This window comes from Kitasatospora sp. SC0581, assembly GCF_048159585.1.
In the GTDB taxonomy this organism is placed as follows: Bacteria; Actinomycetota; Actinomycetes; order Streptomycetales; family Streptomycetaceae; genus Kitasatospora.
Genome location: NZ_JBLRWA010000006.1, coordinates 238,152 through 260,090 on the forward strand (window position 1 = coordinate 238,152; position 21,939 = coordinate 260,090).

General features: G+C 73.9%; 23 protein-coding genes. 8 read left to right on the plus strand and 15 right to left on the minus strand.

The window, feature by feature from the left end:
- Positions 1 to 124 precede the first annotated feature (124 nt).
- Both ACLWS4_RS13560 and ACLWS4_RS13565 read right to left on the minus strand, forming a co-directional pair.
- On the minus strand, positions 125 to 1,249 hold the full coding sequence (locus ACLWS4_RS13560; RefSeq protein WP_416874225.1) for a M56 family metallopeptidase: 1,125 nt from the start codon (positions 1,247 to 1,249) through the stop codon (positions 125 to 127).
- Complete coding sequence (locus tag ACLWS4_RS13565) at positions 1,246 to 1,650, minus strand: BlaI/MecI/CopY family transcriptional regulator (protein ID WP_049654255.1); 405 nt, start codon at positions 1,648 to 1,650, stop codon at positions 1,246 to 1,248. Before ACLWS4_RS13565 ends, ACLWS4_RS13560 begins: the two co-directional genes overlap by 4 nt.
- A 114-nt stretch (positions 1,651 to 1,764) precedes the next feature.
- On the opposite strand from ACLWS4_RS13565, the gene ACLWS4_RS13570 reads away from it, so the two are divergent.
- The 5 genes from ACLWS4_RS13570 (at position 1,765) to ACLWS4_RS13590 (ending at position 5,718) form a co-directional block, all read left to right on the plus strand.
- Positions 1,765 to 2,433, plus strand: coding sequence for a DedA family protein (locus tag ACLWS4_RS13570; protein ID WP_049654256.1), 669 nt, complete (start codon positions 1,765 to 1,767; stop codon positions 2,431 to 2,433).
- Positions 2,430 to 3,101, plus strand: coding sequence for a phosphatase PAP2 family protein (locus ACLWS4_RS13575; protein ID WP_117490001.1), 672 nt, complete (start codon positions 2,430 to 2,432; stop codon positions 3,099 to 3,101). Before ACLWS4_RS13570 ends, ACLWS4_RS13575 begins: the two co-directional genes overlap by 4 nt.
- A 148-nt stretch (positions 3,102 to 3,249) precedes the next feature.
- On the plus strand, positions 3,250 to 3,765 hold the full coding sequence (locus ACLWS4_RS13580; protein ID WP_049654261.1) for a pyridoxamine 5'-phosphate oxidase family protein: 516 nt from the start codon (positions 3,250 to 3,252) through the stop codon (positions 3,763 to 3,765).
- Between the two features lie 115 nt (positions 3,766 to 3,880).
- Positions 3,881 to 5,002: a TIGR03364 family FAD-dependent oxidoreductase gene (locus ACLWS4_RS13585; protein ID WP_049654265.1), complete on the plus strand. Its 1,122-nt coding sequence runs from the start codon at positions 3,881 to 3,883 to the stop codon at positions 5,000 to 5,002.
- An 11-nt stretch (positions 5,003 to 5,013) separates the two neighbouring features.
- Positions 5,014 to 5,718 carry a phosphonatase-like hydrolase gene (locus ACLWS4_RS13590; protein ID WP_416874226.1) on the plus strand — a complete coding sequence of 235 codons (705 nt, stop codon included), beginning with the start codon at positions 5,014 to 5,016 and terminating at the stop codon, positions 5,716 to 5,718.
- A 62-nt stretch (positions 5,719 to 5,780) separates the two neighbouring features.
- On the opposite strand, the gene ACLWS4_RS13595 is transcribed toward ACLWS4_RS13590, so the two are convergent.
- The 11 genes from ACLWS4_RS13595 to ACLWS4_RS13645 all read right to left on the minus strand — a co-directional run bounded on the left by ACLWS4_RS13595 (position 5,781) and on the right by ACLWS4_RS13645 (position 14,723).
- Positions 5,781 to 6,413, minus strand: a complete 633-nt coding sequence (locus ACLWS4_RS13595) for a hypothetical protein (protein ID WP_387825809.1) — start codon at positions 6,411 to 6,413, stop codon at positions 5,781 to 5,783.
- Positions 6,410 to 7,081, minus strand: coding sequence for a hypothetical protein (locus tag ACLWS4_RS13600; RefSeq protein ID WP_416874227.1), 672 nt, complete (start codon positions 7,079 to 7,081; stop codon positions 6,410 to 6,412). The genes ACLWS4_RS13595 and ACLWS4_RS13600 overlap by 4 nt, the downstream gene beginning before the upstream one ends.
- On the minus strand, positions 7,074 to 8,393 hold the full coding sequence (locus tag ACLWS4_RS13605; protein ID WP_074001652.1) for a putative T7SS-secreted protein: 1,320 nt from the start codon (positions 8,391 to 8,393) through the stop codon (positions 7,074 to 7,076). The genes ACLWS4_RS13600 and ACLWS4_RS13605 overlap by 8 nt, the downstream gene beginning before the upstream one ends.
- A complete protein-coding gene (locus ACLWS4_RS13610; protein ID WP_049654274.1) occupies positions 8,390 to 8,686 on the minus strand; it encodes a hypothetical protein in 297 nt (98 codons plus the stop codon). The genes ACLWS4_RS13605 and ACLWS4_RS13610 overlap by 4 nt, the downstream gene beginning before the upstream one ends.
- Positions 8,687 to 8,855: 169 nt before the next feature.
- Positions 8,856 to 9,347: a hypothetical protein gene (locus ACLWS4_RS13615; RefSeq protein WP_074001651.1), complete on the minus strand. Its 492-nt coding sequence runs from the start codon at positions 9,345 to 9,347 to the stop codon at positions 8,856 to 8,858.
- A gap of 125 nt (positions 9,348 to 9,472) precedes the next feature.
- On the minus strand, positions 9,473 to 9,796 hold the full coding sequence (locus ACLWS4_RS13620) for a DMT family transporter (protein WP_117490004.1): 324 nt from the start codon (positions 9,794 to 9,796) through the stop codon (positions 9,473 to 9,475).
- 1 nt (position 9,797) lies between these two features.
- Entirely contained in the window at positions 9,798 to 10,496 is a 699-nt protein-coding gene (locus ACLWS4_RS13625) for an HAD family hydrolase (protein WP_416874228.1), read from the minus strand.
- 93 nt (positions 10,497 to 10,589) lie between these two features.
- Entirely contained in the window at positions 10,590 to 11,675 is a 1,086-nt protein-coding gene (locus ACLWS4_RS13630) for an ABC transporter ATP-binding protein (protein WP_074001650.1), read from the minus strand.
- Between the two features lie 21 nt (positions 11,676 to 11,696).
- A complete protein-coding gene (locus tag ACLWS4_RS13635; protein WP_049654281.1) occupies positions 11,697 to 12,542 on the minus strand; it encodes an ABC transporter permease in 846 nt (281 codons plus the stop codon).
- Positions 12,530 to 13,510, minus strand: a complete 981-nt coding sequence (locus ACLWS4_RS13640) for an ABC transporter permease (protein WP_074001649.1) — start codon at positions 13,508 to 13,510, stop codon at positions 12,530 to 12,532. Before ACLWS4_RS13640 ends, ACLWS4_RS13635 begins: the two co-directional genes overlap by 13 nt.
- Before the next feature lie 43 nt (positions 13,511 to 13,553).
- Complete coding sequence (locus ACLWS4_RS13645) at positions 13,554 to 14,723, minus strand: ABC transporter substrate-binding protein (protein ID WP_074001648.1); 1,170 nt, start codon at positions 14,721 to 14,723, stop codon at positions 13,554 to 13,556.
- 411 nt (positions 14,724 to 15,134) lie between these two features.
- Between ACLWS4_RS13645 and ACLWS4_RS13650 the strand changes: the two genes are divergently transcribed.
- Positions 15,135 to 15,977: a GntR family transcriptional regulator gene (locus ACLWS4_RS13650; protein WP_234348617.1), complete on the plus strand. Its 843-nt coding sequence runs from the start codon at positions 15,135 to 15,137 to the stop codon at positions 15,975 to 15,977.
- A gap of 10 nt (positions 15,978 to 15,987) precedes the next feature.
- Here the strand turns inward: ACLWS4_RS13650 and ACLWS4_RS13655 are convergent, their stop codons facing one another.
- Positions 15,988 to 17,562, minus strand: a complete 1,575-nt coding sequence (locus tag ACLWS4_RS13655; protein ID WP_416874229.1) for a phosphonate degradation HD-domain oxygenase — start codon at positions 17,560 to 17,562, stop codon at positions 15,988 to 15,990.
- A gap of 259 nt (positions 17,563 to 17,821) precedes the next feature.
- Here ACLWS4_RS13655 and ACLWS4_RS13660 point away from each other — a divergent pair, with 259 nt between their 5' ends.
- A complete protein-coding gene (locus tag ACLWS4_RS13660) occupies positions 17,822 to 19,459 on the plus strand; it encodes an APC family permease (protein ID WP_049657940.1) in 1,638 nt (545 codons plus the stop codon).
- 113 nt (positions 19,460 to 19,572) lie between these two features.
- On the opposite strand, the gene ACLWS4_RS13665 is transcribed toward ACLWS4_RS13660, so the two are convergent.
- Positions 19,573 to 20,658, minus strand: coding sequence for a pyridoxal-phosphate-dependent aminotransferase family protein (locus ACLWS4_RS13665; RefSeq protein ID WP_416874230.1), 1,086 nt, complete (start codon positions 20,656 to 20,658; stop codon positions 19,573 to 19,575).
- A 126-nt stretch (positions 20,659 to 20,784) separates the two neighbouring features.
- On the opposite strand from ACLWS4_RS13665, the gene ACLWS4_RS13670 reads away from it, so the two are divergent.
- A complete protein-coding gene (locus ACLWS4_RS13670; RefSeq protein WP_416874231.1) occupies positions 20,785 to 21,876 on the plus strand; it encodes an amidohydrolase family protein in 1,092 nt (363 codons plus the stop codon).
- Positions 21,877 to 21,939: the final 63 nt, after the last annotated feature.

A 21,939-nucleotide genomic window follows, 5' to 3' on the forward strand; every position in this document is an offset into this window, starting at 1 on the left:
CGCTGACGAAAGCGTACGGGGGCGGTGGGCCGCTGGGGACGGGGTCGGGCAAGTCGGCATACCGGGCGGTACGGAACGCGGGCCCGCGCTCCGTACCGCCGTACCGCCTGACGGCCGGACGGGGTCAGCGCTGCGCGCCGGAGCCCTGCTGGGCCGCCTCCACGGTGTGGTGCAGGTCGGCGCCGGCCTCCAGGGCGGCGCCGGTGCTCAGCGCCAGGCAGGCGGCCAGGGCCACGGCGGCGGCCCGCAGCCAGGTGCCGGGGGCGGTGGCCGGGCGGGGCTGGAGCAGTGCGGCGACCCGGCGCGGGACCGGGCCGGAGTGGGCGGCGGCGACCAGCCGGGGGCGGGCCGGCCAGGGGGAGCGGCTCGCGGCCAGGGCGGCCCGGCCGACCGCGCGGGCGGTGACGGCGCGGTCGCCGACCCGGGCGGCGGCCACCTCGTCGGCCCAGCGCTCCAGGTGGTAGCCGAGGGGCGCGCGCAGCGGGCGGAGAGCCGGGTGGACGTCGGCGGCGTGCTCGGCGAGGGCGAGGAAGAGGTGGTGGCGGGCGGTCAGGTGGGCCCGTTCGTGGGCGAGCAGGGCGGAGCGCTCGGGGCCGCTGAGGGCGCGCAGCATGCCGGAGGTGACCACGATCCGGCCGGGCTCGCCCGGTCGGCCGGGGCGGCCCAGGCGGCCGGGCAGGGCGAAGGCGTCGGCGCACTCGTCGTCGAGGACGGTGAGCGGGTGGTCGGCGGGCCGCAGCAGGGCGGCGGGCCGGAGGAGCGCGGCCGGCCATGCCGGGGGGCGTGACCGGCGCACGGAGGCGCGCGGGGGGCGCGTGTCCGGATGCTGGGCGGGGGAAGGTCCACGGTCCGGACGGGGGCTGTCGGAGGGCTCCGCGCGGTGCGCGTCGGCCGGGAGCGCGGCCCGGGCGGCGCGCAGCTCCCGCAGCCGTCGGCGGGCGGTGCGCACCGCGAGGGCGCCGAGCGCGAGGAGGGCCAGGGCGGCCAGCGCGGCCGGGAACGGCGCGTCGGGCGCGGCCGCGGTGAGCCAGGGCAGCGAGAGGTGGCCGAGGGCGGCGACCGGCGGGAGCTGGAGCAGTCCGGCGGCGGCCAGCAGGCCGAGCGAGCAGAGGGTGCCGCCGGCCAGGACGGCGGCGCTGCCGGCCAGCATCCAGGCGGCGGCCCGCGGCGGCAGCGCATCGGCGAGGCGGCGGGCCAGCGGGGCGGCCAGGAAGGGCAGCAGCAGGGGGACCCAGACGGCGAGCATCATCGGCCCGCCGTTCCCGGTGTCTGAGCCCCGGGGTTGCCGTCGCCGAGGAGGTCGCGCAGCAGCTGCTCGTCCTCGGCGGAGAGGTCGGAGACGAAGCGGGCCAGCACGGTGGAGCGGTCGGTCTCGCGGCCGAGCTCGGTGTGCATCCGGCGGGCGGCGAGCCCGGCGGTGTCCTGGACGGTCGGGGTGTAGGCGTAGGCGCGGCCGGCCCGGGTGCGCTCGACCGTCCCCTTGTCGAACAGCCGGGCCAGGATCGTCGCGATGGTGGTGCGGGCGAGGTCCCCGCCGAGCGCGGCCTGGACGTCCTGCGGCGTCATCGGCTGCCGGGCGGACCAGAGGGCGGCCAGCACCTCGGCCTCCAGCTCCCCGGCGGGCCGGCGGGCGGACGGTACGTCGGGCATGGCGGCGCTTCCTCCAAGTATCGTCTACAGTCGTGTAGACCGTCTACGCAACTGTAGACGGTCCGGGCGGGTTCGGTGCGAACCGCCCTCCAACGTACGGGAGGTCCGTCGGCCTTGCTCCAGTTCCTCGCCGATCCGGCCGTTCACCTCGCGGTGAACCCGCTGGACGCGTCCTCACTGCTCGCCGCCTTCGGCGCGCTCGGCATCGCCGTCGTGCTGTTCGCCGAGACCGGGCTGCTGGTGGGCTTCTTCCTGCCCGGCGACTCGCTGCTGTTCACCGCGGGGCTGCTCTGCGTGCCCGGCGCCACCAAGGGCCCGCAGCTGCACCTGTGGCAGGTGCTGCCCGCCGCCCTGGTCGGCGCGCTCGTCGGCGCCCAGGTCGGCTACCTGATCGGCCGGCGCGGCGGCCGGGCGCTGCTCGGCCGGACCAGGCGCAAGAGCCTGCTGGAGGGCGTGGCGCGGGCCGAGGAGCTGCTCGCCAAGTACGGCCACGGCAAGGCGATCGTGCTCGCCCGGTTCATTCCGGTGGTCCGAACGGTGCTGAATCCGCTCTGCGGCGTGCTCGACGTGCCGGTCCGCTCGTTCACCCTGTGGCAGGTGGCCGGAGGCGTGGTCTGGACGGTCGGCGTGGTGTTCGCCGGGTACGGGCTGGGCTCGTCCATCCCCGGTATCGACCAGTACCTGCTGCCGATCATCGGTCTGGTAGTAGTTGTCTCCGTGCTCCCTATTGTTCTCGAACTGTTCCGCGCCCGTAAGGCGCGACGTCACGGAGGTGACATGTGACGCCCTCCAGGGCGCTCGCCGTGTACGACGGCAGCGGAATCGACGGCGGCCTGTACACCCGGGTCAACGGCTGGGCGCAGTCGGCGCCGCACTGGCTGGACGAGCTGATCAAGGTCTGGTCGGCGCTCGGCCTCGGGCTGTTCGCGGTCTTCATGCTCTACGCCTGGTGGCGGGCGCGCGGCGCGGACTCGGCCGTGATGGCCAGGGTGCTCGCCTCGCCGGTGATCGTGGTCGTCGCCTACGGCGTCAACTCGGTGTTCAAGGGCGCGGTCGAGGAACTCCGGCCGTGCGCGCAGATCCCCGGCAGCGTCTCGCTGGAGACCTGCCCGGGCACCGGGGACTGGTCCTTCCCGAGCAACCACTCGGTGATCGCCTTCGCCGCCGCGACCGCGCTCTGGTTCGTCAACCGGCGGCTCGGCCTGGTGGCCGGCCTGTTCGCGGTGCTGATGGCCGCCTCCCGGGTCTGGGTCGGCGTGCACTACCCGCACGACGTGGCGGTGGGCGCGCTGGTCGGGCTGCTGGCCGCGGCGGTGCTGGCGCCGCTCGCCGGGCGCTGCGGTCCGCTGGTGGACCGGATGCGGGCGGGCGCGCTGCGGCCGCTGCTCGGACCGGGGCAGCCGCCGGTCGTGGCCCGCGGGTACGCGTCGTACGGGTCCCGGCAGCGCTGAGCCGGACTTCCGCCCCTGCCCCTTGTCCGGTCTCGGACGGCGGGTGGAGCATGTGAGCCGGGCGTGGAGCCTCCTTCGGGGGCGCCCGCCCGGCTCAGTCGTGCTCGGGCGCGCGGGCGCCGGGGCGTGCCAGCGGAGGGAGTGCCGAATGCCGTACCGACTCGACATCACGCAGGGGGACTGGCCGGGCGACCTGCTGCACAAGGGCGTCGAGGGGCTGTTGGCCGAGGCCATGGTGCTCACCCTCGCCACCGCGGGCCACGAGCACGGCCCGCACGCCAACCTGGCCTTCTTCGCGTACGACGACGACCTCGTCCTCTACTTCGTCAGCGAGCGCTCCACCCGGCACAGCCACCACCTGGCCGAGGAGGCCCGGGCCGCCGCCACCGTCTTCCTGCCGCCGCCGGTCTTCGGCGAGCAGCTGCGCGGCCTCCAGCTGACCGGCAGCGCGAGCGAGGCCTGGGGGCGGCAGGCCGAGGCGGCGCTGGCCGCCTACCAGGGGCGCTACCCGGTCTTCGCGCGGGACGAGGAGGTCCGGCGGCAGTTCCTGACCGGGGGCGGGGCGGCGGCGCTGTACCGGTTCCAGGTGGAGGAGCTGACAGCGGTGGACGAGCCGAACTTCGGGCGGCGCAACTACCTGCGGGCCCGGGTGGTGCGGTCGTAGCCGCCGCGGCAGCCTCGGGGTGGCCGACGGGTTGTCTGTACAACTTCCCAGGTGGTTCATCTGCGGGACGGCGTCCCGACGCCCCTCGGACACCCGGGCGCACCAGCCTGGACGCATGAGAGTCATCGTCGTAGGAGCAGGCGTCCTGGGCAGCATGCACGCCTGGCAGGCCGTCGAACGCGGCCACGAGGTCGTCCACCTGGAGCGCGAGACCGAGGCGCGCGGCGCCTCGGTGCGCAACTTCGGCCTGGTCTGGGTCAGCGGCCGCGCGCAGGGCGAGGAACTGGACACCGCGCTGCGCGCCCGCGAACTGTGGGAGTCCATCGGCGCCCGCGTCCCGGACCTCGGCTTCCGGGCCAACGGATCGCTCACCGCGATCCGCACCGAGGCCGAACTCGCCGTCGCCGAACAGGCCCTGGCCCTGCCGGACGCCGCCGCCCGCGGCTACCGGCTGCTCGACCCGGACGAGACCCGCGCCGCCAACCCGGCCCTGCGCGGCAAGCTGCTCGGCGCCCTGTGGTGCGGGCGCGACGCCGCCGTCGAACCCCGCACCGCCCAGCCCGCGCTGCGCGCCGCCCTGGAGGCCACCGGCCGGTACACCTTCCTGCCCGGGCGCGAGGTGCGCGAGGTGGTCGGCGAGAACGCCGTCCGCGACGACCACGGCGACGTCCACACCGGCGACCTGGTGGTCCTCTGCACCGGCGCCTGGCTCGGCGGCCTGGTCCGCGAACTCGCCCCCGCCCTGCCGGTCCGCCGGGTGCGGCTCCAGATGATGCAGACCGACCCGCTCGGCGAGACCCTCACCACCTCCGTCGCCGACGGCGACAGCTTCCGCTACTACCCCGCCTTCGCCGGCACCGCCCTGGACCGGCTGCGCGAGACCCAGCCGCAGCCGCCCGTCGCCGCCGAGCACCGGATGCAGCTGCTGATGGTCCAGCGCCGCGACGGCGGCCTGACCATCGGCGACACCCACGAGTACGACCAGCCGTTCGGCTTCGACGTCGTCGAGGACCCGTACGACCACCTGGTCGGCGTCGTCGAGGACCTGCTCGGCCGCCCGATGCCGCGGATCCGCCGCCGCTGGGCCGGGGTGTACGCGCAGTGCGTCGACACCACCCGGGTCGTCCACCGCGAGCGCGTGCGCGACGGCGTCTGGCTGGTCACCGGCCCCGGCGGCCGCGGCATGACCTGCTCGCCCGCCATCGCCGAGACCACCGCCGACCTCGCCAACCTGTAAGGAGCGCCGCTGTGAGCAACACCGCTGTGACCGATACCGCTGTGACCGCAGACATCCGCCTGGTCGTGCTCGACATGGCCGGCACCACCGTGGCCGACGACGGCCTCGTCGAGCAGGCCTTCACCGCGGCCGCCGCGGCGCTCGGCGTCGAAGCCGGCAGCCCGGAGTTCGACCCGATGCTGGCCCACGTCCGGGCCACCATGGGCGAGTCCAAGATCTCCGTCTTCCGGCACCTGTTCGGCGCGGAGGAGAAGGCCCAGCGGGCCAACACCGCCTTCGAGGCCGCCTACCACGACCTGGTCGACGCCGGGCACTGCGCCGCCCTGCCCGGCGCCGCCGAGGCCATCGCCGAACTGCGCGGCCAGGGCCGCAAGGTGGTCCTCACCACCGGCTTCTCCCGGGCCACCCAGGACCGCATCCTGGACGCCCTCGGCTGGCGGTCCGTCGCCGACCTGACCCTCTGCCCCGCCGAGGCCGGCCGCGGCCGCCCGTACCCCGACCTCGCGCTCACCGCCCTGCTGCGCACCGGCACCGACTCGGTCCGCCAGATCGCCGTCGCCGGCGACACCGGCTACGACATGCTGACCGGCACCCGGGCCGGCGCCCCGGTCGTCGCGGGCGTCCTCACCGGCGCCCACAACGAGGCCCGGCTGCGGGCCGACGGCGCCACCCACGTCCTCGGCTCGATCGCCGAACTGCCCGCGCTGCTGGGCTGATGCGGCGTTCCGCCCCGGGCGGCGGCCCGGGGCGGAACGGTGGGCTCAGGCGACCGGCCGGCTCAGGCGGACGACTCCTTCGGCCGGCGCACCGACCAGAGCAGGGTGCCGTCGATCAGGACGTTGCAGCCGAGGAACGCCAGCAGGTAGGCGGAGGAGTCGGCCTCGCCGGGGAGCTTGGGGGCGACCCGCCCGGCCGGGTCCATCCGGACGGTGATCACCTGGCCGCGCTTGAACCGGGGGGAGCTCTCCGTGAGCGGGCCGCCCGGCACGTCGTCGTTCAGCTCCGTGGAGGCCAGGCTGTAGGCGCGCCCGGTGCCGTGGAGCGCGTCGGTGACCTTCTCGTCGACGACCACGGCCTGCACGGTCCGCCCCGAACCCAGGATCAGGTTCGCCCAGGCCTCGGTACCGGCCAGGTAGGCGACGAAGCCGACGACGGAGATGCCCAGGCCCCAGGCGACCATGTTCTTCTGGAACCGGGGGTTGCTGTCGGCGTCGCGGCGCACGGCGAACGCGTACAGCACGATCAGCGGGTAGGCGAGCCCCACCACCGCGGCGAGGAACGAGTTGACGTAGACGTCCAGCGCGATGACGCCGACGAGCACCGCCGTGGTGACGGCGATGAGGGCCAGGGCCCCGCCGAGTCGGCGGGGCCCGCTCCGGGTGGTGCCCTGGTCGGGCTGGGTGATCGTCACCCGAAGGCCTTCCGGATGTTGTCCTGCCGCTCGGGCGGCAGGGCGTTCGACGTCTCGTTCAGCGGGGGGTAGAAGGAGATCCCGCTGATGGCGGCGCCCACCAGGACCGACCAGCCGTCCCAGTAGTCCAGGTGCTGGGTGGAGAAGACGACGGCGAGCACGTGGGGGCTCCACGGGTGCGCGAACAGGGCCTCCAGCTGGCGGACGGTGGTGACGCCCGACCCCGGCAGGCCGTAGGCCGTCCCGGAGACGGGCACGGCCAGGTCGCGGACGGTCACGGCGGCCCGGCCGAGCGGGAAGTCGAGGACCTCGATGTCGGCGTCCGGCCAGGCGGTCGCGAGCTCCCGGGCGACGCGCTGGGGGTAGCCGCCCGGGGCGCCCTGCTCCTGCTCGCGCAGGTACAGACTGAACACGCCCTGGACGATCTCGCCCTCCTCGGTCTGCACCAGGCAGTTGGAGACGTGCACCGCACCCTCGCGCAGCTGCGCCTGGAGGGCGAGCTCGGCGGAGACGGCGATGCCGAGCTTCTGCTCCGGACCGGCGTCGGTGAGCCCGTCGAGCCCGTCCACGATCCGGCTCATCCGGTCGCCCGCGTCCTCGGCCAGGTCGATGTCCGTGAACCCCTCGGGCAGGGAGAGCCAGAAGGACGGCATGGTCGTATCAGTCATGTCCCACTCCCCAGACACCGGTGACGATCGCGCTGCCGCCGCCGAGCAGGGCGGGCAGGATCCGGCCCTTGCCGCTGCCGCCGATGGCGCCGCCGGCGCCGTTGAGCGCGGTGCCGCCGCCGGTGGTGTAGTTGATCGCGGCGCCCAGCCCCGGGCTCGGGCTGTCGGTGAAGAGGCCGGCCGCGGTGGGGGCCGTCAGCGCGACCCCGCTGGCCGCCTGCACGCCGTCGGAGACGTTCATCGCGGCGGCCTTGGAGAGCCCGAGCTTCATGGCGGGCTTCTCGATCGCGGTGGTGAAGATCGGGCTGGCCGGGTCCATCGCCCGGGCGGCGACGCGGATCTCCTTGGCGCCGGCGCTCACGGCCTTGGCCCCGCCCTCGGCGGCGCGGGCGCCCCGGAACGCGGTGACCCCGCCCTTGAGGAGGGCGCCTCCGGGCAGGGCCCCGAGGAGGTCGCCGGCCAGGGTGAGGTCGTTGCCGAGGTTGTCCCAGCTGGTCGGCATCAGGCCCTTGATGCCGTACTGCTTGGCGTGCAGGCCCGCCGCGCCGACGCTCAGCAGGATGGCGGGCAGGGCGAACGCGGGGCAGAAGATGGCCGCGACGCCGCAGATGCCGGAGGCCACCGTCAGCAGGTCCCCGCCGTGCTTGCTGAACCAGTCGCCGATCTTGCTGAGCATGCCCGGCTCCGGCGGGGCCTTGCTGTCGGCGGCCTTGCGGACGGCCTCGGCCGTCTTCTGGGCGTCCGACTTGTGGGTCCCGGCGAGCTCGTGGGCCTGCTTCTGGAGGCCGGCCAGCTCGTTGGAGGCGCTGGTGAGCAGACCGGCGGCGGAGTCCAGGTGGTTCTTCGCCGTGTTGTAGCGCTGCTCCGCGGCGGCGAGGCTGGCGTCGTCGGGGTAGGAGCGGCCGGCCAGTTGGAGGTCGGGGGCGGCGGCCGCGGCGCTGTGGGCCTTGTCCGCCTCCTCCTTCTTCTTCTTGGCGGCGACCGCGGAGGCGGCCAACTCGGCGGCCTTGGGCTGGTGTTCGGTCAGCGCCTTGTACCAGACGTCGAGCGCCGTGTAGGCCGAGGTGATCGAGTCGGCGGCGTCCTGGAGGTAGCCGGGGAGCTTGCCGAACTGCTCGGAGAACTTCTTGGCGGCCTCACCCGTCCACTGGCCCTCGTTGTTGGAGATCTGGGAGAGCGTGGTGTGCACACCGCTCAGGTGCTGGCCGACCCGGCGCAGGCTGGTGCTGAGCGCGGTGACGGCGGCGGAGTCGCCGGGCGTGGGGTTGAAGCCGAGGCCGGACCAGTCGGGCGCCGGCGTGGGGGCGCTCACGACTGCCCCGCCGGGGCGAGGACCTTGACGATGCTCTGCTCGGTGCCGTCGTAGTTCTTCTGCACCTGCTCAAGGCCCTCGTCCAGGGCCTTGACGCACTCGCGGACCTTCTTCAGGCCGAACTGCCACTTGTCCTTGAAGTGCCCGCAGGCCTCGTCCAGGAAGTCGAAGCCGGTGCCGGTGTGGCCGGCCGCCTCGAAGGCCTTGAGGCCCTGGTCGAGTTCGTCGGCACAGCCTTTGAGGTCTTGGGCCAGTTTTGCGAGGAATTCGGTACTGACTTTGAAGTCGGACACTTTCGCCCCCCGATGCGTCGATTGTCGGACCGGGCGAGCATAGCTCCAGCCGACCGGGGAGAGATCGTCACGGTCGTAACCGGAGGCGGTCGTTACGGGACCTTTACGGGCCGTCGACGCCTTCTTGACGTCGGCGGCCCAGCTTCGAGGTGTATACGTACGGTCGGTCTCAGCGGCGCCAGAAGCCGCGCTTCTTCGGGGTGACGAGCCGCACCACGGCCGTGACGAACAGCTCGGCGACGGGGGAGGGCCCCGGGCCGTGGTTGAGGTGGCTCTCGGCGGTCCACTCGCCGAGGACGGTGCCGGGGCTGCCGTCGAAGGGGCTGAACGCGTGCTCCAGGGTCACGTAGCGGACGGTCCTGGCGCCGCCCGGCTGGACGGCGGCGACGAAGTGGGCCTCGGTGGCGCCGACCGGGGCGGGCAGGGTGACCAGCAGCATGTGGTGGCCGTCGACCGACAGGTGGCGGCAGTCGAGGCCGTGGTCGGGCAGGCGGTCCTCGGGCGGCAGGGTGCTGCCGAGGTCGTCCCAGATCTGGGTGACGACGGGCAGCAGGCTGCCGCCGTCCGGGGTCGGGGTGGCCACGCGCGGGCCGAACTCCAGCACCTGGCGGGCCAGCTCGCGGTGGACGAAGCGGTAGTGGTGTGGGCGGGGGTCCGTCATGGGGGACACCGTAGCGAAGCGTCCGGGGCGGGTCGTCGGCACGTCCGACGTCCCGCCCCGGCAGGGGAGTTGACCAGCGAATTCAGAGTTGACGGAGCGTCAGAAAGAGCTTTGGAAACGGGGCGTCAGGAGTGCCCGCCCCTGAGGTTGAGCACGACCACCCCGACGATCACCAGCGCGATCCCCAGCCACTGGAGCCGCCCGAGCGACTCGCCGAAGGCGACCACCCCGATCCCGGCGACCGCCGCGGTGCCGGCCCCGGACCAGACCGCGTAGGCGACCGAGACCGGTATGTGCTTGAGCGCGCGGCCGAGCAGCAGGAAGGAGAGCGCGTAGCCGACACCGACGCCGAGGCTCGGCCAGAGCCGGGTGAACCCCTCGGTGAGCTTGAGGCAGCTGGTGGCGCAGACCTCGCTGATGATGGCCAGGGCGAGCAGGAGATAGGGCATGTCAGGGTCGAACCGCGCCGGCGCCGGCGAGCTTCCCGAGCAGGGCGAGGTCGGCCTGCTCCAGGCTGGCGAGCAGGGTGATCCGCTCGCCCCGCGGCATCGGCACCGGGGTGGACGGCACGGCGAGCACGGCGCAGCCGGCCGCGGTGGCGGAGGCGACCCCGGTCGGGGTGTCCTCGACGGCGAGGCAGTCGGCCGGGTCCAGGCCGAGCCGTTCGGCGGCGGCGAGGTACGGGTCGGGCGCGGGCTTGGTGCGCGCGGTGTCCTCGGCGGCCAGGGTGACGGCGAACCAGTCCCGGCCGATGGCGGACAGCACCAGGTCCACCACCCGGCGCGGGGAGGCGGAGACCAGCGCGGTCGGCACCCCCGCGTCGCGCAGCGCGGCCAGCAGGGCGAGCGCGCCGGGGCGCGGCACCGTCTCGGCGGCGACCTTGGCGGCGAAGGACTCGCCGAGCCGGGCGGCGAGTTCGGCCTCGCTCAGGGCGGTGCCGCTGACCGCGTGCAGGTGGGCGGCGGTGTGCTCGACGGCCTGGCCGAGCACCTCGGGGGCGTCCTGGTCGGTGAGCGGGTGGCGCAGCTCCTCGGCGATCTCGGCGGCGGTCTGCCACCACAGCTGCTCGGTGTCGACCAGGGTGCCGTCCATGTCGAACAGGACGGCGGCGGGCAGCGCGTTGGACGCGGGCATGGCGGTGTCAGGCATGGCGGTACCTTCGGTGGTTCTCCGGCGCTTCGTCGGCGCTTCTTCGGTGCTCCGCCGGTACGTCGTCGGGCGGAGCGGGGAGGTACGAGGCTCTCAGGCGGCGCGGCGGTCCACCAGCACCGGGCGCTCCGGCAGGGTGAGCGCGGCCCGGGCGCCGGCCGGCAGTGCGGCGGCGGCCTCGGTGGGCAGGTCGGCCTTGACCTCGGTGCCGTCGTCCAGGCGGACGGTGAGCCGGGTGACGGCGCCCAGGAAGGAGGCGGTGACCACCAGCGCGGGGCCGTCCTCGGCCGGGGTCAGGGCGACGTTCTCCGGGCGGACCAGCACCTGGAGCTCGCCGTCGGCCGGGACCTCGCCGTCCACCGCGTGCCGGCGGCCGAGCACCTCGACGCCGTCCGAGGTACGGGTGCACGGGATGCGGCTCATGGTGCCGACGAACTCGGCGACGAAGGCGGTGGCCGGCCGGCCGTACAGCTCGGACGGGGCGGCGCACTGCTCCAGCCGTCCGGCCCGCAGCACCGCGACCCGGTCGGCCATCGACAGCGCCTCCTCCTGGTCGTGGGTGACGAACAGGGTGGTGATGCCCAGCTCCTGCTGGAGGCGGCGGATCTCCTCGCGCAGCTGGAGGCGGACCTTGGCGTCCAGCGCGGACAGCGGCTCGTCCAGCAGCAGGACGCGCGGCTGGAGGGCGAGCGCGCGGGCGAGCGCGATGCGCTGCTGCTGGCCGCCGGACATCTGGTGCGGGTAGTGGTCGGCGCGGTGCGGCAGGCCGACCAGCTCCAGCAGCTCCAGGGCCCGCTTGCGGCGCTCGGCCTTGCCGGTGCCGCGCATCCGCAGCCCGAAGGCGACGTTGTCCAGCGCGGTCAGGTGCGGGAAGAGGCTGTAGGACTGGAACACCATGCCCGCGTCGCGCTTGTGCGCGGGGATCGCGGTGATGTCCTGGCCGTCGACCAGCACCTCGCCGGAGTCGTGCTGCTCGAAGCCGGCCAGGATGCGCAGCGCGGTGGTCTTGCCGCAGCCGGACGGGCCGAGCAGGGCGAGCAGCTCGCCCGGGCGGACGGTCAGGTCCAGGCCGTCGAGGGCGGTGGTGGCGCCGAACGCGCGGCGCAGGGAACGGAATTCGACGGTGGCGCTGCCGGAGGCGAGCGGGGCGTCGGCGGCGATGGCGGTGGCCGTGGTCATGACTGGTGACTCCGGGGGGTTTCAGGAGGTGGCGGTCTTGGCGCGGCGCTCGCGCCCGGCGGTGGCCAGCAGGAGCAGCAGCAGCCAGGTGAGCAGCAGGCTCAGGATGGAGACCGCGACCGACATGTGGGCCTGGCTGTTGCCGACCGAGTAGATCCAGACCGGGAAGGGCTGGAAGCCGAGGATCGAGGCGGTGGTGAACTCGCCGAGCACCAGGGCCAGGGTGAGGAAGGAGGCGTTCAGCAGCGCCCCGCGCAGGTTGGGCAGGACGACGGTGAACACCGCGCGCGGCCAGCTCGCGCCGCAGTTGCGGGCGGCCTCGACCAGGGTGCGCACGTCCATCGAGCGCAGGCCGGCGTCCAGGGCGCGGTAGGCGAGCGGCAGGGCCATCAGCACGTAGGCGATGACCAGCACCAGCGGGAAGTCCGGGTCCTGGATGAACACGAAGGTCTGGAAGAACGGGGTGTCCATCAGGTAGTCCGGGCCCCAGCGGAGCACGCCGATCAGGCCGGCGGTCAGCGCGACCGGCGGGACGACCAGCGGCAGGGTGCAGAGCACGTCGAGCACCGGGCGCAGCTTCGGCGAGCCGAGCCGCACGGAGATCAGCGCCGGGACGAGTAGGAGCAGCAGCACCACGACGGTGACGACGGCGAGGCCGAGGGTCAGCCAGAGGCTGTCCAGGAAGCCGGGGGCGGAGAGCAGCCCGGTGTAGGCCGCGAAGGAGATGCCCTGGGGGTCGTCGATCGAGAACCAGAAGGAGGCCGCGAGCGGGACGACGAAGTAGACGCCGGCGAGCAGCAGCACGGCTCCGCGCCACCAGCGGACGGTGCGTCGGCCGGGGCGGGCGGGGGTGGTCAGCTGAGCCATCGGGCGCTCCGGCGCTGGAGGGGGAGGTACACGGCCATCACCAGGACGGCCACGAAGATCATGTTGAGGCTGAGGGCGAGGGCGAGGTTGCCCTGGCCGACCAGCACGTTGCCGGAGAGCGCGTCCGCGATCGAGCGGCTGACCAGCGGGACGGTCGCGCCGACCATGGCGGCGGCCGTCGCGTAGGCGGCGAAGGCGCTGCCGAAGAGCAGCACGAAGCCGCCGAGCAGGGAGGGCAGCAGGATCGGCAGGGCGACGTGGAGCCAGTACTGGACGGTGGTGGCCCGGTTGTTCTGGGCCGCCTCGCGCCACTGGGTCCGCAGGCCGTCCAGGGCCGGGGTGATGGTGAGCACCATCAGCGGGACGAGGAAGTACAGGTAGACGACGGTCAGGCCGGTGAACGAGTACAGCGACCAGCCGTGGTCGGTGAGGTGCAGCAGCTTGGTGATCTCGCCGGCGTTGCCGAGGGTGGCGACGAACGCGAAGGCGAGCGGCAGGCCGCCGAAGTTGGCGAGCACGCCGGAGGCGGTGAGCACCGCCTGGCGCAGCCAGCCGCGCCGGGAGGTGACGACGGCCTGGGCGAGCGGCAGGCCGAGGACGGTGGCGAGCAGCGCGGTCAGCGCGGAGAGCTTGAGGCTGCTCAGCATGGCCGTCTGGTAGCCGCCCTGGACGGAGGCCGTCAGGTTGTCGAAGGTGAACTGCCCGGCACCGGACTCCGCGTCGCTGGAGGTGGTGAACGCGCCGATCACGATGGCGACGGCGGGAAGGCCGAAGCCGATCAGGAAGAACAGCAGCAGCGGCACGGCCGCCAGCCAGGACGCGCCGCCGAGGCGGGCGAGCGGCCGGCGCCGCGGGCCGGGCGCGGTGGTGGTGGGGGAGGTGGTCGTGGCGGTGGCGGACGCCCCCGCGCCGCCACCGGGGGAGGTGGCGGCGGGGGTGGTCGGCACCGGGGTGGGAGCCGTGGTCATGAGTGCCTTTTCTCAGCCCGAAGTGCGGTACGTGGCCTGGGTGTCAGCCCGCGATCGCCTTGGTCCAGTTCTCGGTGACGACCTTCTTGGCCGCGTTGATCTGGTCGACGGTCGGGAAGGTGGTGAACGGCTTCTCGACGGCGGGCAGCTTGGCGGCGCCGGCGGCGTCCAGGGTGCCGTCCTTCTTCAGGGCCTCGAAGGTGGACGGGGTGGCGTAGCCGCCGAGGAAGAGGTTCTGGCCCTCGGTGCTGAACAGGTACTCCTGCCACAGGCGGGCGGCCGCCGGGTGCGGGGCCCACTTGTTGACGGCCTGGTTGTAGAACTGGGCGTAGGAGCCGTCGGTCGGGATGGAGACCTTCCAGTCGACGCCCTTGTCCTTGAACTCGTCGGTGTAGCCGGCGTTCAGGTAGGACCAGTCGATCGAGATCGGGGTCTCGCCCTTCTCGACGGTGGCCGGGGTCGACTCGACCGGGTTGAAGTTGCCGGACTGCTTCAGCTTGCCGAAGAAGTCGATGCCGGGCTGGATGTTGTCCAGCGAACCGCCGTTGGCGAGCGCGGCCGCGTAGACGCCGCCGAAGGCGGAGCCGGACTTGGTCGGGTTGCCGTTGAGGGCGACCTGGCCCTTGTACTCCGGCTTGAGCAGGTCGGCGAAGGTCTTCGGGCAGTTGGCGATCTTCTTGGCGTCGCAGCCGATGGAGACGTAGCCGCCGTAGTCGTTGACGGCGGCGCCGTTCGCGTCCTTCATGGTGTCCGGCACCTTGTCGAAGGTGGCGACCTTGTAGGGGGCGAGGATGCCGTCCTTGACCGCTTGGAGGGCGAAGGCGCTGCCCAGGTCGACCACGTCGGGGGCGCGGTCCTGGCCCTTGCGGGAGTTGATCGCGTTGATCTCGTCCTGGCTGGAGCCGTCCGGGTTCTCCTCCTCGACCTCGATGCCGTACTTGGCCTTGAAGCTGTCGATGATCTTGCCGTAGTTCGCCCAGTCCCGGGGCAGCGTGATGACGTGCAGCTTGCCCTCCTTCTTGGCGGCGGCGATCAGGCCGTCCATGCCGCCGAAGTCGGCGGCGGAGGTGGCCGTCTTGGCGTCCTTGGCGCCGCCCTGGGCGGTGTCGCCGGACTTGGCGCTCGAACCGGCGGAGCCGCAGGCGGTGAGGGAGAGCGCGGCGGCGGTCAGGACGGCCGCGAAGGCGGCGGCGCGGGCGCGGTGCACGGTCACGGGGAAGTCTCCTGTTAAGGGGGCGTACTGCGAGGGCGCTCGCGGGGGGTTCCGCGGGCTGGCGTCTCGCGAAGGATCGCGAAGGCCTGGGACGGCCTGCGAAGGTTCGTGAAGCCTTGCGAAGGTTCGCGAGGCCTTGCGGAGGGCGGCGGGCCGACCGGGGTGAGCGATCGATCGACGTCGTCCGAGTTGACTAGCCAACTTCGCTGACGGCAGTAAGTACGCCGGAGTCCGGTGACGGGAAGGTGAACGGACGGCCCAGCGCCGGGGTCGGGTGCGGGAACGGTGGAATCCGGCCATCGGAGCGTGATCCGTTCGGTGCGATGCTTCGAAGGCGCAGCGGAGTAAGGTCGGGCTGTCCGCGCCGGTACGGCTGCGCAGGACACCGCCCCAGGAGGGACATTGACTGACGTGGCAACTGAGCCCCAGCGCCCCGAGGGCCCCCCGGCCGCGGACGGGAGCCCGGCGGCCGGAGCCCCCTCGGCGGCCGGGGAACCCCCGGCGGAGCGCCCCGGCGCGCTGTACCGGAAGGTGGCCGCCGACCTGCGCGAGGCGATCACCACCGGCGCGTACGGCGAGGCCGGCCGGCTGCCCGCCGAGGGCGCGCTGGCCGAGCAGTACGGCGTCTCCCGCGGCACCGTCCGCCAGGCGCTCGCGGTGCTGCGCTCCGACGGACTGGTCACCTCCCGCCGCGGCACCCGCCGGGTGGTCCTCGGCGGCGCCCGGGTGCAGAGCTTCTCCGAACTGCTCAGCTTCACGCACTGGGCGTACTCGATGGGCGAGGAGCCCGGCGGCATCCTCGACTCGCTGGTGCGCCGCCCGGCCGACGCCGCCGAACGCGAGCAACTGCGCCTGGAGCAGGGCGCCGAGGTGTACGTCATCGTCCGGCTGCGGACGCTGTCCGGCACGCCGGTGATGGTCGAGCGCACCGTCTACCCGCCGCGGGTCGGCGAGATCGTCGCCGAGCTGCCGCCGGACGTCGTCTCGCACACCGAAGTGCTGCGCGAGCACGGCATCCTGTTCACCGACGCCGACCACACCATCGACATCGTCCCGGCCAACGGTGAGGACGCCCGGCTGCTCGGCTGCCGCCGGGGCGGTCCGCTGCTGCGCGAGCGGCGCCGCACGACCGACCCGACGGGCACGCCGGTGGAGTGGTCCCAGGACCGCTACCTGCCCGGGACGGTGGCGTTCAGCGTGCACAACTCCCTGGCCACGTCGGCGCTTTCGCGACACGCGCGGGAGCTGGACTGAGCCCCGCCGGCTACCGCATGAGCGCGGCGAGCAGCGGGCGGTAGTGCGCGAAGCCGGGCGTCGGGGCGCCGGCCTCCTTCGCCTGCTCGTCCCAGCGCCGCACCGCCACCGCGTCCCGCGCGCCCGGGAGTTCGGCGAAGGCGGCGGCCTGCTGCTCGTCCATCGGGCCGCCCTGGACGGTCAGGGTGTACTCGGAGGCCGCGGAGAGCTTTTCCCGGTAGCCGGGCTCGACCGCGCACAGGTAGCGCTTGGCGGCCACGTGCAGCCGGACCGGCTCGGTGACCTCCGGGCCGAACCAGCCCGCCAGCCAGTCGGCCCCGGAGTCGCTGTGGCGGTTGTCCTGACCCTGCATCAGATCCGTTCCGTGCAGGGCCCCGTGGAAGTGGCCGACGTCGTGCAGCAGCGCGGCGGCGACCAGGTGGTCGGGTGCCCCGGCCGCCTCGGCGGCAGCGGCGGCCTGGAGCATGTGCTCGGCCATGGTGACCTCCTCGCCCAGGTACTCCGCGGCGCCCTCGCCGGCGAACAGCGCGGCGATCGTGTCCAGGGCGGCGGCCCGGCGGCGCAGCACGGCGAGGGTGGAGGAGAGCGAGTCGAGGTCGGCGTAGCAGCCCTGGAGGTGCCGGTGGCCGTCCTGCTGGAAGGCCGTCCGGGCGTGCAGCAGGCGGGTGTTGTCGAAGACCAGGCAGTCGCCGGGGCCGAGGCGGAAGGTGAGCTGGAGCTCGGGGCGCAGGGTGATCTCGGCGAAGCGGCGGTAGGCGGCGTAGAAGGCGTCCAGGCCCGATCCGCGCAGGGTGCCGGTCGAGCGGTTGTTGAACCGGACCTCGCGGATCCGCCCCTTCGGGTCCAGGTCGATCAGCGGGCGGTCGGCCCGGAGCTCGGTGCGGCGGTCGCGGAAGACGAACGGGACGGGCGTGCGGGTGAGGACCTCGAAGGCCTCCGGCGCCTCGTCCCGGAGGACCGCCGCGGCCTTGAAGCCGTCCACCAGTCCGGAGTCGCCGCCGGTCGCCGAGTTCTCCAGGCAGTGCAGCAGCTGGAGGGTCGGCACCGGGTCCCGGTACGGGTTGTCGGTGTGCGGGGCGATGGCGACGCTGGTGAAGGCGAGGTTGTTGGGAGACGGTTCGACCCGGACGTCGAACAGCTCCCCGTAGTTGGTGACCCGCACGTACCCGAAGCTCTCCGCCACCCGCAGCACCTGCCGCTCGACGGTCGGCACCCCGCGCAGCACGGCGAAGCCGCTGTCCCGTACGGCGGCCAGCACCGCGGCCTGCTCGGCCGGGTCGGTCAGGTAGGCCTCCCACGACGCCCCGGGGAGGCCGGGCGCGAAGTCCGCCGCCGTCCAGAGCTGCTTGCCCCGCTCGGTGCGCCCGTCGCCCTCGTCCGTCCCGTCCAGCCACTCCCGCGGGTACCGCGACCGGTGCCCGTCCGACCAGAGCACCTCCAGGTGCCCGTCGGCCTCCGTGCTCGCGGCGACCGCCAGGTCCGGCGGCAGCTCGTGGATCTGGAACAGCTTCTGTCCGTTGCGCGGGTCCCGGCACTCGGCGCACGGGCAGTTGTCGCGCAGCCAGTACGGCGGCAGCTCGGTCATCGGTCTTCTCCTCGGCGGCACTACGGCTGTCGTGTCGGCCAAAGTTGTATAGCCAACTTCAGCCCTGCCGGGAGCCTGCCCGCCCTCGGTGAGTTCCACGTGCCCGGCGGGTGAACGCCACGGGAACTGTGCCCGGTGGGCCGTCCCGGCGGGCTGTTCGGGTGAGGGGGTGCGGGGCGCCGCGCGTTTCGGTGGGGGAGGGGTGGGGGCTGCGGCACTGTCGGGGTGGATTTGTCCCGATATATGAGAGGTGCGAGCAATGGCCCATTCCTCCTCCAATCCGCCCGGCTCGGGGCACACCGCGCTGCGGCGCGAGGTCGGCGTCATCGGACTGCTCTGGGCCTCGGTCGGGGCGATCATCGGCTCCGGCTGGCTGTTCGGGGCGCAGAAGGCGGCGGTGGCGGCCGGGCCGGCGGCGCTGGTGTCCTGGGGCGTCGGCGCGGTGGCGATCATCCTGCTGGCGCTGGTGCACGCCGAACTGGGCGGGCTGTTCCCGGTGGCGGGCGGCACGGCGCGCTACCCGCACTACGCCTTCGGCGGGTTCGCCGGGATGTCCTTCGGCTGGTTCACCTGGCTGCAGGCCGCGACCATCGCGCCGATCGAGGTGCAGGCGATGATCAACTACGCCCAGCACTGGAGCTGGGCGGACGGCCTGCTGAACAAGGACCTGACGCTGACCGGCTGGGGGTTCGTCGTCGCGGCCCTGCTGCTCGGGGTCTTCGTCGCGGTCAACTTCCTCGGCGTGCGGCTGCTCGCGCACACCAACAGCGCGGCGACCGTGTGGAAGGTCGCCATCCCGGTGCTGACCATCATCACGCTCGGCCTCACCGAGTTCCACGGCTCCAACTTCACCGTCCACGGCTTCGCCCCGGACGGGGCCAAGGGCGTGCTCGCCGCGATCAGCAGCAGCGGGGTGATCTTCGCGCTGCTCGGCTTCGAGCAGGCCATCCAGTGGGCGGGCGAGAGCCGCAACCCGCGCCGGGACATCCCGCGCGCCGTGCTCGGCTCGGTGGTGATCGGCACGGTCGTCTACGTGATGCTCCAGGTGGTGTTCATCGGCGCGCTGCCGCCGGAGACCTTCGCCAAGGGCTGGACCACGCTCGACTACCCCGGGATCAGCGGACCGTTCGCCGGCCTGGCGACCCTGATCGGCCTGGGCTGGCTGGCCACCGTGCTGTTCATCGACGCGGTCGTCTCACCGGCCGGCACCGGGCTGGTCTACATCACCTCCAGCTCGCGGGTCACCTACGGCCTGAGCCGCAACGGCTACGCCCCGCAGGCGCTGCAGTCCACCGACAAGCGTGCGGTGCCCTGGCTCGGCCTGCTCATCGCCTGGGTGGCCGGGGTGATCTGCTTCCTGCCCTTCCCGAGCTGGCAGCGGCTGGTCGGCTTCATCACCTCGGCGGTGGTGCTGATGTACGCGGGCGCCCCGCTGGCCTTCGGGGTGCTGCGCAAGCGGCTGCCGGGGATGGAGCGCTCGTACCACCTGCCCGGCGGCTCGGTGGTCTCGCCGCTGGCCTTCGTGGTGGCGAGCCTGGTCATCTACTGGTCCGGCTGGGACACCCTGTGGCGGCTCGGCCTGGCGATCGTGATCGGCTACCTGCTGCTCGGCGGGTACTCCTGGTACGCGCGCTCGAAGGGGATGCCGAACGCGCCCCGGATGGACTTCCGGGCCGGGCAGTGGCTGCCGGTCTACCTGCTCGGCATGGGCGTGGTCTCCTGGCAGGGCACCTTCGGCGCGGGCGCGCAGGGGAACCTGCCGCTGTGGTGGGACATCGCCGTCGTGGTGGTGTTCTCGCTGGTCGTCTACTACTGGGCGCTGGCGATCGCGCTGCCGGCGGAGGAGATCGAGCGGAACATCCGCGGCGTCGAGGTGGTGGACGTCAACGGGCACTGACGGCCGGGTACGGCGGCGGCCCCGGGAGCTGTTCCCGGGGCCGCCGCCGTGCGTGCGTCGGGCCGCGACGGTCGCCGTGCGCGGGTCGGGCGGTGACGGTCGCCGTGCGCGCGTCAGCCCGCGACGGTCGCGTTCCAGGCGGCCTCGGCGGCGGCCAGGGCGGGCGCCGGGTCGGCCGAGGTGGCGGCGGCGAGGCCGGTGAGGCAGGCGCGGACGGTGTCCAGCGAGGCGGCCCGCCCGTAGTGGTTGACCCGCAGCATCGAACCGGCCAGCGCGCCGCCGCCCGGCTGGACCGGCAGGGCCGGGTCGAGGCGGGCGGCGAGGGCGGTCGCGTCGACGCCGTCCGGGGTGCGCAGGGTGGTGGCGACCGGGGCCGCGTGGGCGTCCTCGACGACGTACGGGGCCAGGGTGCCGAGCGCGCGGACGCCGGCCCGGGTGGCGGCCGAGGCGGCGCGGTGCCGGGCGATCACGGCGGGCAGGCCGTCGGCGGCGATCCGGTCCAGGCAGGCGCCGAGCGCGAGCATCTCCAACTGGGCCGGGGCGTGCGGTAGTACGGCGCGGCCGGCGTCGGTCCAGCGCTCCTTCCAGTCCAGCAGCGAGAGGTAGGAGCGGCGCGGGGCGGCCGGGTTGGCGGCGATCCGCGCCCAGGCGCGCTCGGAGACGGACACGGCGGAGACGCCGGCCGGGCCGCCCATCGCCTTCTGGCCGCCGATGACGCACAGGTCGACGCCCCACTCGTCGGTGAGCACGGGCTCGGCGGCGACGGAGGCCACCGCGTCGAGCATCAGCAGCGCACCGTGCTCGCGGACCACGGCGCCGATCTCGGCGACCGGGTTGGTGTTGCCGGTGGCGGCCTCGGCGTGCACCAGGGAGACGAAGTCGATCTCCGGGTTCGCCTCCAGGGCCGCGGCGACCTGCTCGGCGCTCACCGCGCTGTCGAAGGGCACGGCCAGGTCGACGACCTTCGCCCCGCAGGAGCGCAGCCAGTTGCCGAAGGTCTGCCCGTACGGGCCGGTGACGACGTTGAGGGCGGTCGAGCCGGGGTGCGCGGCGCCGCGGATCGCGGCCTCCAGGGGCAGCAGCGCCTCGCCCTGGGTGACGATCACGTCGGCCCCGGTGTGCAGCAGGGCGGCCACCTGGTCCTCGATCGCCGCGAACTCGGCGGCGCTGAGCGGGGGCAGGTCGAGGAAGGGGCTCACGTCGGTATCGCCTTTCGCGGGAGTCGCGCGGGGGCCGCACGGGGGTCGTACGGGGTGGGGGTGCGGAAACGAGTCTGCCGCATTGTGACTGCTTACACGGAACCCGCCCGTCGGTAGAGTGCGGCCATGAGCGATGGCGCGGTGCTGCACGTGCGGGGTCGGGTGCTGGTCGGTCCGCAGGACGTCCGGGACGAACTCTGGGTGGTGGACGGCCGGGTGAGCTTCACCCGCCCGCCGACCGCCGGGGACGTCCGGACGGTGACCGGCTGGGTGCTGCCCGGCCTGGTGGACGCGCACTGCCACGTCGGCCTGGACGCGCACGGCGCGGTGGACGCCGAGACCAGCGAGAAGCAGGCGCTCACCGACCGGGACGCCGGCACCCTGCTGATCCGCGACGCCGGCTCGGCCGCCGACACCCGGTGGATCGACGACCGCGAGGACCTGCCCCAGATCATCCGGGCCGGGCGGCACATCGCCCGCACCCGCCGCTACATCCGCAACTACGCGCACGAGATCGAGCCCGGCGACCTGGCCGCCTACGTCCGGGCCGAGGCCCGGCGCGGGGACGGCTGGGTGAAGCTGGTCGGCGACTGGATCGACCGCGACCGCGGCGACCTCGCCGCCTGCTGGCCCGGCGACGCGCTGGCCGAGGCGATCGCGGCGGCGCACGAGGAGGGCGCCCGGGTCACCGCGCACTGCTTCTCCGCCGAGTCGCTGCCGGACCTGCTGGCGGCCGGGATCGACTGCGTCGAGCACGCCACCGGCCTGACCGAGGAGCTGATCCCGGTCTTCGCCGAGCGCGGGGTGGCGATCGTGCCGACCCTGGTCAACATCGCGACCTTCCCGGACCTCGCGGCCGGCGGCGAGGCCAAGTTCCCGGCCTGGTCGGCGCACATGCGGCGGCTGCACGAGCGCCGGTACGCCACGGTGGGCGCCGCGCACGACGCGGGCATCCCGGTGTTCGTCGGCACCGACGCGGGCGGCTCGCTGGCGCACGGGCTGGTCGCGGAGGAGGTGGCGGAGCTGGTGAAGGCGGGGCTGAGCCCGGCCGAGGCGCTGTCGGCGGCGAGCTGGGGAGCGCGCGCGTGGCTGGGGCGGCCGGGGCTGGAGGAGGGCGCGCCGGCGGACTTCGTGGTGTACGCGCAGGACCCGCGGGCGGACGTCCGGGTGCTCGCGGACCCGCGGCTGGTGGTGCTGCGGGGGCGGCCGGTCGGGTAGCCGCGCCGGGGTTCCGCCGGCCCGCCTGGCCCTCTCGATCACATGATCATCCGCTGAAAGCCG